A 12,489-nucleotide genomic window follows, 5' to 3' on the forward strand; every position below is an offset into this window, starting at 1 on the left:
CTTCACCTTTACCTGCTGTGGGTTTAGCCAGCTTGCTTCGCTGATTCAACTAAACGCACAAATAGCTCTTCAAGGCGATTTGATTTATTGCGCATGCTCATTACTTGAATACCCTTTTCACTTAGCTGGGTGAAAACAGGATTTAACCCTTCCGTTTTCTCAACATCAACTTCAAGGGTGTGGTCGTCAATCAAACGGTGTTCAAAGCCTGTAAGCAGATTATTTGTAGTCGACATGCCCTCTGGAATTTTGATATCCAACACAAAGGTTTCCAGGCTTAACTTTGACAGCAAAGCTTTCATGCTGGTGTTCTCGACAATTGTCCCCTTGTTGATAATGGCGATATTGCGACACAGCATTTCTGCTTCTTCAAGATAGTGGGTAGTGAGGATAATTGTGATCCCCTGACGGTTAATCTCTTCTAAGAAACCCCACATTGAACGACGAATCTCAATATCTACGCCCGCGGTTGGCTCATCTAAAATAAGTAGTTTCGGCTCATGCATGAGTGCTCGAGCAATCATTAGTCTTCGCTTCATACCGCCCGATAGCTCACGCGCGCGGGCATCGCGTTTTTCCCATAGGTCAAGCTGAGCAAGGTATTTCTTAGCGCGCTCTTTGGCAATACTGCGGGGCACGCCGTAGTAACCTGCCTGATTCAATACAATTTGCAGTACAGTTTCAAACTGGTTGAAGTTGAACTCTTGTGGCACAAGACCAATGCAGGCTTTCGCTTGCTCTTTTTGCGTTGTGAGATCGTAGCCAAATACTGAGACATTGCCATTGGTTTGGTTAACGAGTGAACTGATAATACCAATAGTGGTAGATTTACCCGCCCCATTAGGGCCGAGTAATGCGAAGAAGTCCCCTTCTTCTACTGTGAGGTCGACGCCTTTTAATGCCTGTACGCCACCTTTGTAGGTTTTAGTTAACCCTTTAATGTCCAACGCTTTCATGATTTGCCCGTAGTGAGAGTGACCACTAAGACGTATTGACCTTTGATGCCAACCAAAGGTCAGTACGCCCTAACCAACTTGAGTGAGATGCAGTTATCTTGTGCTAACAATGTATTGCCAACGAAGTGTAACCCAGTTCATGCTATTAAATGAATACACTCGCGTTTAGTGGTTGCTTTAAACAGTTTAAGTTTATACCAGTCTGCATAGATAATTACCCACTCTTCTAAGTGAGAGCAAAATCACCTTTTTTCAACCCTAAAAAAAAGCGCTGCGTACCGTTGGGGGAGCACGCAGCGCAAAGGGTAGCTTTAAGCTAATTGAAACTTTTACGTAGAAGTTCAGCCTTACCGCTTCCACGGTACCGTTTCTTGCCCTCCTAGCAATGAGATAGAGAAACAGTACAACCTGCCATGCTCGATTGGTGCACTTTACAACTGCACACTAAACTCGACAGACAAATACTATTAAACACGGTATACATGGCAAAAAAAGCGCGCAATTGTGGAAATATGGTGGTGATTTAAAATGCCTGTACAATCAGCATGTAGGTTAGCGTGCAGAGCCTTATTTAAAGTCGTGTTTCTCAATGTTATACCATCTAAAGTTTCACTATGACCACTCTCAAATATGGCGTAAATGAGGCAGGCTTGAGGATTTTATGCCGAACTTAGGCAACAGCTGCCATTCATAGGTATAGTGTGCGCTCTATCAGAATTATATTTGCGGGTTAATGTATGCCAAAGACAATTGCATTAGTGGAAGATGACGCGGCTATTCGCGAAAACTACATTATGGCGCTTAAAGCGCAGGGTTATAACGTAAATGCCTATGAAGACCGGCCTTCTGCCGCTGAAGCGTTCAACCACACCCTACCCGACTTAGCCATTATCGATATTGGTTTGAAAGACGAAATAGAAGGTGGCTTTATGCTTTGCCAGCAACTACGAGGCCTTTCCCAAACTCTCCCTATTATCTTTTTTACAGCGCGGGATAACGATGTAGACACGATTAGTGGCCTTAGAATGGGCGCAGACGACTACCTGACTAAAGATATTAGCATGGCCCACCTGCTGGCACGCATTGCCGCCCTATTTAGGCGTACAGACCTACTTGCTGCCCCCACAGAGCAAAAAGACGAACTCAAAGTTGGCGACTTAAAAGTAGACGTGTCGAGAATGACGGTAAACTGGCAAAACCAGCCCGTTTTATTAACGGTAACAGAGTTTTGGATGTTACATGCACTCATCAAACGCCCCGGCCATGTGAAAAGTCGCCAACAGCTCATGGATGAGTCTAGAATGGTTGTGGACGACACCACTATTACTTCTCATATAAAACGTATGCGCAAGAAGTTTGTTCAGCTTGACTCAAACTTCGATCATATCGACACGGTTTACGGCATGGGGTATCGCTGGCAGTTGTAACTGTCTTGCAACTAAGACCGCGTTTCATCTGATTAAAAGATAAGGGCAACCGACTAAAAACATGGGATTTCGATTTTCTATTCGTCTTCAGCTTATGGTGCTGTCGCTGTTCTTATTCACCATCCCCTACTTGGGTTATAACTATGTATGGGAGCTTGAACAGTATCTGCGAAACGGTCAAGAACAAACCATGGTTGGCACGGCGCGAGCTGTTGCCACTGCACTTCACGAGCGTCCAGCTTTATTTGATAGTCAATCGGCGTATCTTCAAAACGTACGCCCTGGAACAGATCTTTACGCGCCTCCTATCCCGTCCCCCATTCGGCTTGATGGCGAACTTAACGACTGGCAGCAAGTCAGTGAGTTAATGAGTGAGTATGGCAGTGCCGAAGTCATTGAGTATTACAATGGCTATGCGGGTGAACCCACCAGCTTGTCGTTTAAGCATATGGTGGGACGCTACGGTCAATTTTTATATGCTATGTTTGAAGTTAGCGATGACGTGCTGCTTTGGCGACAACCCAACAGTTTAAGCGTGGAGACAGGCGACCACTTACTTGTGGGCATGGAAACCCCGCAGGGTGAATTAGCAAGATATGTTGTTGCCCCATATGAAAGCGGCTGGGTAAATGCGTACAAGCTCGCAGATAACACAACGACGACGAGGGCGGTAGAGAACGCGCTCTCTATTCAAGGCCGTTGGCAAGAGACTGCCACAGGCTATAACATTGAACTGCGCTTCCCACTTTCCATGACTACGGGTGGCTTAGCATTTTCCATTGTCGACATAGACGACCACACAAGTCGATTGAAGCAGTACGCTTTAGGTACGGCGAACACAAAAGAGCTCGCTGAACTAGGTACAGTCATCACCCCTTCCCCTGAAATTGAGCGTATTCTGGCAGGTTTAAAATATGCCGATTCAAGGGTGTGGGTAGTAGATAAGCACAAGCGGGTACTCGCTCGGGCTGGTGACATTCAATCGGCTACAGGCATTGAAGTTGATGAAAAAGAAAGATCCACCAATATTATTTGGGATTGGATTGAAAGTGAGTGGTTACTACCGATTTACTATCAAATTCTTACACAGCCACCTGCCGACTTTATCGACGAACTAGACGATGCCTATGCATTGGTAGGGCAGGATTTAGGCACGGCGCTTAATGGTCAACCCGACTCACTATGGCGCTTGTCACCAGATAACAAAGCTATTGTACTTTCTGCTGCCTATCCCATTTTCATTGAAGGCAACGTGATGGGTGCCGTTATCGTAGAACAGACGACAAATGGCATTCGCACCTTGCGAAACCGAGCATTAGAGCAGCTCTTTCACGTAATTTTGGCAGTAATGACCATAGGTACGTTAGGATTACTGTTATTCGCGACGCGAATTTCAAACCGCATTCGCTCCCTTCGCGATAACACCGAAGCAGTGATTGATGACAATGGCAAAATCATTGGAACCCTGCCGGTATCAAATCAGCGTGATGAAATTGGTGATTTATCTCGTTCATTTGCGGATGTGCTTTCGCGATTGCAGCAGTACAACTCTTATTTAGAAAATATGGCATCACGCTTGTCTCACGAGCTTAGAACGCCCATCGCCGTGGTAAAGTCGTCGCTGGATATGCTGACTCAGGTGAATGACGCCGACCAACAAGCAGTATTTGTAGAAAGGGCCCAGTCGGGTGTAAACCGCCTAAGCACGATATTAAACAGTATGAGTGAAGCGACTCGATTAGAACAGGCCATACAGCAAGAAGACTTAGAGCCTTTCGACTTAGTTAAAGTGATATCAGGATGTCTCGCTGGCTACGAACATGCCTACAGCAATCGGCGCTTTAGCCTTGCCCATAATACAGATACTGCGCGGATACTTGGCTCTCCGGAGCTTACTGCGCAAATGTTCGATAAAATTATCGCTAACGCCGTTGATTTCAGTGAGAAAGAGAGCGAGATCCAAGTCAGTATCACGGTTAAAGACAAGCAAGCTGAATTAACCATCAGTAATACCGGGCCGCTTCTTCCCGAAGGAATGAAGTCTCAGTTGCTTCAATCTATGGTGTCAGTGAGAAAAGAAAACGATGTGCAAAACGCCTCATCCCCACATTTAGGGTTGGGGCTCTATATTGCCAACATCATTATGATCTTCCACAAAGGTCAGTTATCTTTATCCAATCGAAAGGACAGTACGGGTGTAGTTGTCAGCGCGCGCTTTCCCTTGATGTAAATGAAAGAAAAAAACGTTCAACTCGGTCTATAGTTAAAGTCTAATAAACGTTGCTATACAAATAGCGAAAATCGCGCACATGGCTTATACCAGTCCGCATAGGTCATTACCCACTCAGCGAGATTTAAAATGTTCGTAATCGCGGCGTATCACCGCAGGTATAGTGGTTCTACATCAAGGTGACACAACAAAGAGTACCGACATTTTAAAGAATGAAATACAATGCAAAAAAACGATAAATTATTAATTAAAACCGTGTCATTTGCGCTTTCTATTTTCTTTACTTCTCATCGAAGGGCGAGCACGTTCAACATGACGAGTTTTATCACAGGTACATTGAAGTCGAGCGTTCTATTACTAGTCGGCGCTACCCTTTCTTTGGCAGAGGCCGCTGATACATCCTTATCAGCAAAGCCAAGCATTTCGATATATGTTAGCGATGCCAATGGGAAGCCTGTGAAAGATATGGTGTTGACCCTAACACCGAACTTTACGCTCGCATCACTACCACAGCGTGACAATAATCCCGCTATAATGAACCAAATTGATAAGCAATTTGCGCCTCACGTGCTTGTTGTTCAATCAGGTACAGATATTTCGTTTCCAAATGCAGATAACCTTTTTCATCACGTTTACTCTTTTTCCCCCACAAAGCAATTTGAGCTCAAGCTCTATAAAGAGTTTACCGCTGAACCGCTTCGCTTTGAGCAAGCTGGCATTGTAGATATTGGCTGCAATATTCACGACTGGATGCTGGGCTATATTGTGGTAACCGACAGCCCATTTTTTGCGAAAACCAATGAACAAGGTGTAATGAATGTTTCACTGCCGGTAGGTGAGTACAGTGTAATGACCTGGCATCCGCAGCAACCCGATGTGAAACTATTTAGTAGCTCCACATTGCATATCACCAACTCGCAAGAATACAAATTTGTTCTTGATACGGTTTTCAGTGATGATGAATTCGACGAAGGATTTGGCGATTATTAATGCATAATGTCTTTACCATAGCTGTCTGTTTGCTTGGCACTGGCTTGGCACTTCAAGTTCACGCAGAAACCCAGACACGATTCAGAACAAGCTTTGTGGCAAAAGATGATTCGCGAAGCTTTCAGCAAATGGGAATAAGTCATCAGCGATATGAGGGCAATGGCGTTCAGCTCTCTCAAGCTATAGTGGCATCAGACGTTATGCTAGTTGATAATTGGTCAGCGGTTGGCGTGATTAATGGTTATAGCGATGGAGAGCAAAAAGTTGGATTTTCCGAGCTCTATCTTAAGTATCGTCCCTTGAGCGCTTCAAGCATAAAACCTGAAGTAAAAATAGGCGCATTCTTTCCCGCACTTTCAGTAGAAAATGTCGACGCAGGTTGGTTATCGCCTCACTTTTTAAGCAACTCAGCAATTAATAGTTGGGTAGGCGAAGAACTAAGAACAGGCGGCATCGAAGTAAGCCTGCGACAAAGCGGCAGGCAGATAAGAAGCCCTTGGTCATGGAAAGTATTGGGCAGTGTATTCAAAGGTAATGATACCACCGGCACTCTGCTTTCTTGGCGAGGGTTTGCCCTTCACGACAGGCAGTCCGTTTATAATGATCGCGTAAACTTCCTCCCCATTCCAGGCGTCGTCGATGAAGATAAGTTAAACGCACCGGCATGGACGGAACCCTTCAGGGAAATTGACAATCGGTTTGGGTACTACGTAGGAGCTCACTTAGCTTATGCTAGAAAGGCCGAGTTGCGTTATTACTATTACGACAATAATGCAGACCCGAACATTGTTGACCCAGACCGCATTTATGCCTGGCATACGCGTTTTCATTCATTAACACTGCGATATTTACCACGACCTGAGTTAACGGTGTTTTCTCAAGTCCTAATAGGTGACACTTTGATGGGAGAGCATATCGTAGACAACGATTTTTCCAGTGCGTATATCGGTGCGGAATACAACCTAAAGCAATTAGGCTGGGAAGATTTAACTTTAGCCATGCGTGGGGACTGGTATCAGGTGATAGATAACGATGATGTTATGTATGACCCGAATGGGAGCAGAGGTAACGCCTTTACCGTTAGCGTAAGGTACGACATTACCGCTTATTTATCCGTTAGCACAGAGTGGCAATTAAATTCAGGGCATCAGGAGAATTTACGTTTTTTCCAATCCGACGAGGACTATAGAGAGCAACTATTTCAACTGGCGTTCACATTAACCCACTAAAAAAGCATAGGCACGCTACCTAGCCGCTTGCCACTTCAATTAAATCAAATTTTGTTTCGCTGTCGCCTTTCACCATCACCTGACATTGCCCCCACGAAGTTGGAATTTGCCAAATATGCGCTTCGGCAACCGTGAATTTTTCTCGATGAGAATCGCAGCGTACTTCAACCGTATCAAGTTCGCCTTGAATATTGTTAAATGCAAACTTGCTTCGGACTAGAGTATGGAACCATTTCCCATCATCTCTCATAGTTACGGGCACGATTAAGTTCTGCTCAGACGCAATAGCTTCTTCAATTTGGCTAATTATGGGGGCAATTTCTTCAATACGCGTTTCTTGCTCCTGCATTTCTTGAAGCGCACTATATGACTCTAATGCAGCGGCGTAATATCCGCGATGGGCATCGAGAAGAATTTTTCTTTGCAGCACGTAAGCCACATAGTCTTCCTCAAACACCATATCATTGAAGCGTTTACTACCGTTACTTGCAAGTAATCGAGTTAAGCTTTGTACTTCTCTATCGCTATCATTTTTTGCATTTGCAATCTGCGACTCCAAGCTAAGCAACCAAGTGTTTTCATAACGATTCAGCGTATCCCAATTTAACAGCGCTTTAAGTGCTTCATCGGCCGCTTCAATGTTGCCCGCTCTAAAAGTTTCATCTACATTCTTATACGCTTTGATAAACTTACGTGTGGCCCCAGTTTTCCCTCCTATAACGAAATCCATTTGAACAGCCTGATGACATTGTTGTGTGGGTTCGCCATCTTTTATCGCAGGGTTATACTGCCACTTCTTAACCGCAGATAGCGCACTTCTTTTGAAAGCTGGACTTCCAAAAAAGTCTTCGACGACAGCGTCTTTAACTTTACCTTCCTCATCAATAACGTAGCTCAGCCTAACCCATCCTTCACGCCCTTTCTTTATGGCTGTAGCTGGGTATCTGGGGTCCACACGTTTTAGAGGGGTAGCAGGAGCAAATGCACTTATTCGCTCCACTTCATTAGCTTTCGCTTCAGCCAGGGCTCTTTCTTCTGCTTCATCACAGGGAATACTGAGTTCTTGTGCGGTTACACTTGAGATATAGCCTGTCGCGAATAACACAGCTAAAACCACCGAGGGTCGCTTAGCCGTACGTTCGCGCGTTGGCAGTTGTGTGTGAACCACTCTGTTAGACAAAGCTTTAGTCGATATAGCCTTAACCATATTTATCATCCTTAATATTGGGCTAAACGTTTAACGAACTTTGGCAATAAGGTTATTTCTTGTTCGCTGACTTTTCAAGTGACGCATCAGGGACATTTTTAATCATCATTTGCTCTTTGCGTTTCATCATCATCTTAGCGAGCCTACGCATGCTCACCGTAGTGTCTTTTTCATCTACAATATCGACACCCAACAATCGTTCAAGCAAATCTTCTAGCGTAAGCACCCCTTCTAAACCGCCGTACTCGTCAACTACCAGTAACATATGCACGTGCTTATTGATGAAGTGCTCGAAGGTGACTGACAGCGGCATAGTGTTCAACACGGTAACCATATCTTTGGCGTATTCAGAAAGCGGCTTATCAGTGTTGCCTCTGGCTTGTGCCACCAATAGATCAGAACGCATAACAAAGCCCGTAATGTTTTCTGAGTCGCTGTCTTCAAACACGGGGATACGAGAAAACTCTATATTGGCATGCTTGTGGAAAAAGCCTTCTACCGTCATCGACTCAGATACTTTAAATAGCGCCGTGCGGTGGGTAATCGCATCTTTCACTTTCAGCTCGTGCAAACTTAACAAACTTTGCAGAAACGCCGCTTCGTGATTAGCTAGCTGACCTTCTTGCCCAGACAATTCTGCCATGGCGTGTAGCTCACTGCGGCTTAACCCGCGAAGTGGGCTGTCTTCTTTAAAGCCTTTCGTCATTAACTCAGACATTTTAACGAACGGCATAAGTACAATTGATAGGTATTTAAGAAAATATGCGGTGACTGGCGCTAGTGTTCGCCAATAGGTTGCACCAAGTGTTTTAGGGATAATCTCAGAAAAAATAAGAATAAGGAGTGTAAGGACTGCTGAAATAACGCCTAGATAGGCGTCACCAAATACTGCTGCCGCTTGCGCACCGGCCCCGGCAGCTCCCATAGTGTGGGCGATAGTGTTCAGCGTTAAAATAGCTGATAAAGGGGTATTTATATTATCGGTTTGCTTACGTAATAGCGCACCACTGGCTTTGCCCTCTTTCTCTAACACAGAGATATAAGCGGACGAAACACTCAGAATCACAGCCTCTGCAATGGAGCACAAAAAAGAAAAGCCCAGTGCAATGAAGACGTACACAATAAGTAAAAGCATGTAGTTATTCCAAGCGTCCTTGTAGGTTTAAACGCGTTTTAATTTTAATTAGTTGAACGACTATTATGGATAATAGAGCGGGATATACAAGCGCTCTATGAATATCATTTGAGCGCTTTATTATGAAAGGCATCCGCTGGGCTACTGTTAGCCGCAGCACGCCGAATGTTGCTCTTGGTTATGACGGTGTTGCTGCAGCTTTTTCAGACCCAGCCTTAACATTAACCCCGCCAATAAAATCGCGCATAGCCCATAAATCACTTGAACGTCTGCACCGTGCTCATGAACATGGCTTTGCGTTTTGATCATAGAGGCTAAAGAAAACGAAGATACCAGGTAGTTCAGTGCGTAACCAAAACCAATACTCGCAGAGATAACACTGAAAAGGTAAAGCACTAACGTTCGCGTGCCCATTTCTTGTTTGATCATTCCCATCGTTGATACGTTAGTGGCGGGTCCCGCCATTAAAAACACTAAAACAGCACCGGGCGATAACCCCGCCGCAAGAAACCCAACCGCGAGTGGTGTTGACGCTGTAGCACATATATACATAGGAATGCCGATTATCGCCATAACAAGCATGGCGACCACGCCGTCCCCCCATTGCGTTAAAAAGTCGGTGGGTACCCACGTTTTAATTGCTGCGGCAAGTGCTAAACCAATTAATAACCATATCACAATGTCTTCAAGTAACTTGCCACTGGCATATGAAAGTACGCTTGTAACTTTCGAAGGCGAAGACTCATGTTGAGGCTTGTCTGTGCTTTCGCGGTTATGAGCATGTGTTTTTTCGCTTGCACAACAGGACGTGCTGGCCCATATTTGTGGTTCTAGTTTAGGTGCTTGCTTTGACCCACAGCACGATGACTGCGTCACCTTAGGATGTCGTTGTTGAGCTACTTCTGCTTCTGCGAAAAAACGTACCATCAAACCAGCATAAATGGCGCTTGTAATGGCCGCAATGGGTCTAACAATAGCATACAACGGCCCAAGCAATGCGTAGGACACAGAAACGCTGTCCACACCAGTCTCAGGCGTAGAAACCAAGAACGAGATAGTTGAAGACTTAGATGCACCGCTGCGTCTAAGTCCCAGTGCCGCAGGGATAACACCGCAAGAGCACAGGGGTAAAGGCGCACCAATAACTGCGGCTTTAGTAATTGAGCCAAACGATGAGCTTCCCATGTGCTTTTCCAAAAACGAAACGGGTACCAATTCGTGCATGATACCTGCCACAAGCAAACCGAGAAGTAGCCAAGGCGCGGATTCAACGAAAAGTGCTAGGAAATTTTGTCCAAGTAAAATGATATCTGACACAAAGCCTCGCAGGTTATTTTGTTGAAAAGTCACTTTGAAGAACGTAGCTTTTGACAACAAGAATAACGATGTTTTAGAACGATAAGTATAATAACAGATATGCGGTATGACAGAAAATCAGCAAAACTGATTAACCTGATTTGTACGAGTGCATGTTGCTTTTAAAGGCAAGAAAAATGGCCAGTACAAATGCACTGGCCGAATGTTGACAGTCTCGAAAGTGTGATTTTAACCACGAGGTCAACCATGAAAAACGTTGTCGCTAGCGATTTATCCGTTGGTTTGCTCTTTTTTGAGCTTCGATTCCTTTTTAAGTTTTGACACTACGGAGAAAGCTTCAAGCATAACAAGCACAGACACAATAAGTACTACTGCGTCTAAGAACACCAATAGATAGTTACCTTCAACGTAGTATTCTTTAAGTTTAATAAGCCCAGCAAAGAAGGCCATGATTAGTACAAACACCATTGGAATAAGCGTATATTTCGCTGGTCGGCCTAATTTAATCAGCATAACCGAGATTACTAACAGGGTTAAACTGGCTAGTATCTGGTTAGTAGAACCAAACAAAGGCCAAATAATCATACCGCCACTGCCTGACGCACCACCTGCACCGAAAGCCAGTAACAGACAACATCCAACCGCTACAAGCGTTGCGACCACGCCGTTCTTAAGTGTACTAATTGAATAGATATCGCCCCATTCTTGGATGATGTAGCGCTGCAGACGCACCCCCGAATCCATGGTGGTGCCTGCAAATAGAACAACCATTACCGCAAGAATCGTAGAAGAGAAATCTACCGGCAATCCCCAACCTTGCTGAATTAGGTTCGCACCACCAGTGATAAATGCACCCACGCTACCCGCACCCAAGTGGCTGTATACTTCGTGCCATTCTTCAGGTGAAGCTGCGAACGCCACACCGCTAACCGCGACAATGGTAATAAGTGCCAATGAGCCTTCACCGACCGCGCCCAAATAACCAACAAAGCGTGCATCTGTCTCTTTGTCTAGCTGCTTAGAGCTGGTACCTGAAGACACAATGCCGTGGAAACCAGAAACAGCACCACACGCAATAGTGACGAACAACAGCGGGATAAGGCTTGGTGAATCTACCGCCGTTTGCGTGTTAAATGCTGGCGCTGTGATATCCGGCATGGCAAAGAAGACGGCACCGTAAAGTAAAAATAGGCCCACTAATAGCTGCATGCCGTTGATGAAGTCACGCGGCTGTAGCAACATCCAAACTGGTAGTAGGGAAGCAATAGCGGCGTAAACAAAGAGAATGATGATCCAATTTGCTTTATCGGCTAAACCAAACATGGTTTCAGGCAGGCTTAGCGGGATATGGCTGCCCGCATACACCGAAGCGTAAAGCACAATAATTCCCACAATACACAAGGGTATAAGACTGAAGTTACGTTTTAGCAATTGACCTATGACCAATGCAACAGCGATTGCCATCCAAGCTGGGAATACCGCATTGGGTTGGGAAACAAATGAGTTCGCGATAACCACGCCAAATACCGCATTAACCATTAAGAGTACTAGGAAGATCACTATCATAAATAGTGAACGAGAGCGTTTTCCGATGACTGTTTCAGACAGAGCGCCCATAGATTTGCCTTTGTGACGTGCGCTGGCCCATAAGGCGCCCATATCGTGCACACCAGCAAAGAATATCGTACCGAACACAACCCAAAGTACCGCAGGAACCCATCCCCAATAAACCGCAATAGCTGGACCTACAATGGGAGCTGCTCCCGCTACGGAAGTGAAATGGTGCCCCCACAATACCACTTTATTGGTAGGAACAAAGTCCACCCCATCTTTCATTGTGTGGGCTGGTGTTACAAAACTATCATCCAACTTAAATATGCGGCTCGCAATAAACTTCGAATATACGAACCAACCGAGCAACATTCCGATGATGCCCGATATAACAATGGCAATAGACTGCATACTGTCGTCCTAATTTGTTTTATCGACAGGCCCTAG

General features: G+C 45.1%; 9 protein-coding genes. 4 read left to right on the forward strand and 5 right to left on the reverse strand.

What is annotated here, in order from left to right; genetic code table 11:
- Window positions 1–23 precede the first annotated feature (23 nt).
- Window positions 24–956, reverse strand: coding sequence for an ABC transporter ATP-binding protein (locus V7R42_RS18005; protein ID WP_334021792.1), 933 nt, complete (start codon window positions 954–956; stop codon window positions 24–26).
- Between the two features lie 737 nt (window positions 957–1,693).
- Between V7R42_RS18005 and pdsR the strand changes: the two genes are divergently transcribed.
- The 4 genes from pdsR to V7R42_RS18025 all read left to right on the forward strand — a co-directional run bounded on the left by pdsR (window position 1,694) and on the right by V7R42_RS18025 (window position 6,832).
- Window positions 1,694–2,383 (forward strand): proteobacterial dedicated sortase system response regulator, encoded by a 690-nt coding sequence (gene pdsR / locus V7R42_RS18010; RefSeq protein ID WP_334021794.1) that lies wholly within the window; start codon window positions 1,694–1,696, stop codon window positions 2,381–2,383.
- Between the two features lie 61 nt (window positions 2,384–2,444).
- On the forward strand, window positions 2,445–4,613 hold the full coding sequence (gene pdsS / locus V7R42_RS18015; protein ID WP_334021795.1) for a proteobacterial dedicated sortase system histidine kinase: 2,169 nt from the start codon (window positions 2,445–2,447) through the stop codon (window positions 4,611–4,613).
- 222 nt (window positions 4,614–4,835) lie between these two features.
- Window positions 4,836–5,603, forward strand: a complete 768-nt coding sequence (locus tag V7R42_RS18020) for a methylamine utilization protein (protein ID WP_334021796.1) — start codon at window positions 4,836–4,838, stop codon at window positions 5,601–5,603.
- Window positions 5,603–6,832, forward strand: coding sequence for a hypothetical protein (locus V7R42_RS18025; protein WP_334021798.1), 1,230 nt, complete (start codon window positions 5,603–5,605; stop codon window positions 6,830–6,832). The genes V7R42_RS18020 and V7R42_RS18025 overlap by 1 nt, the downstream gene beginning before the upstream one ends.
- Window positions 6,833–6,851: 19 nt before the next feature.
- Here V7R42_RS18025 and V7R42_RS18030 read toward each other — a convergent pair whose 3' ends face one another.
- The 4 genes from V7R42_RS18030 to V7R42_RS18045 all read right to left on the reverse strand — a co-directional run bounded on the left by V7R42_RS18030 (window position 6,852) and on the right by V7R42_RS18045 (window position 12,453).
- Entirely contained in the window at window positions 6,852–8,039 is a 1,188-nt protein-coding gene (locus V7R42_RS18030) for an energy transducer TonB (RefSeq protein ID WP_334021799.1), read from the reverse strand.
- 52 nt (window positions 8,040–8,091) lie between these two features.
- Window positions 8,092–9,174, reverse strand: coding sequence for a CNNM domain-containing protein (locus V7R42_RS18035; protein ID WP_334021800.1), 1,083 nt, complete (start codon window positions 9,172–9,174; stop codon window positions 8,092–8,094).
- Window positions 9,175–9,321: 147 nt separating this feature from the next.
- On the reverse strand, window positions 9,322–10,491 hold the full coding sequence (locus V7R42_RS18040; RefSeq protein ID WP_334021801.1) for an SO_0444 family Cu/Zn efflux transporter: 1,170 nt from the start codon (window positions 10,489–10,491) through the stop codon (window positions 9,322–9,324).
- A gap of 270 nt (window positions 10,492–10,761) precedes the next feature.
- Window positions 10,762–12,453 (reverse strand): carbon starvation CstA family protein, encoded by a 1,692-nt coding sequence (locus tag V7R42_RS18045; RefSeq protein ID WP_334021803.1) that lies wholly within the window; start codon window positions 12,451–12,453, stop codon window positions 10,762–10,764.
- Window positions 12,454–12,489: the final 36 nt, after the last annotated feature.

This window comes from Alteromonas sp. S015, assembly GCF_036864485.1.
Taxonomy (GTDB): Bacteria; Pseudomonadota; Gammaproteobacteria; order Enterobacterales; family Alteromonadaceae; genus Alteromonas.

Bases quoted from the DNA above. Each gene is read 5' to 3' on its own strand.
- V7R42_RS18030 (WP_334021799.1), bottom strand. From the start codon at position 8,039: ATGGTTAAGGCTATATCGACTAAAGCTTTGTCTAACAGAGTGGTTCAC.
- V7R42_RS18035 (WP_334021800.1), bottom strand. From the start codon at position 9,174: ATGCTTTTACTTATTGTGTACGTCTTCATTGCACTGGGCTTTTCTTTT.
- pdsS (WP_334021795.1), top strand. From the start codon at position 2,445: ATGGGATTTCGATTTTCTATTCGTCTTCAGCTTATGGTGCTGTCGCTG.
- pdsR (WP_334021794.1), top strand. From the start codon at position 1,694: ATGCCAAAGACAATTGCATTAGTGGAAGATGACGCGGCTATTCGCGAA.
- V7R42_RS18020 (WP_334021796.1), top strand. From the start codon at position 4,836: ATGCAAAAAAACGATAAATTATTAATTAAAACCGTGTCATTTGCGCTT.
- V7R42_RS18005 (WP_334021792.1), bottom strand. From the start codon at position 956: ATGAAAGCGTTGGACATTAAAGGGTTAACTAAAACCTACAAAGGTGGC.
- V7R42_RS18045 (WP_334021803.1), bottom strand. From the start codon at position 12,453: ATGCAGTCTATTGCCATTGTTATATCGGGCATCATCGGAATGTTGCTC.
- V7R42_RS18025 (WP_334021798.1), top strand. From the start codon at position 5,603: ATGCATAATGTCTTTACCATAGCTGTCTGTTTGCTTGGCACTGGCTTG.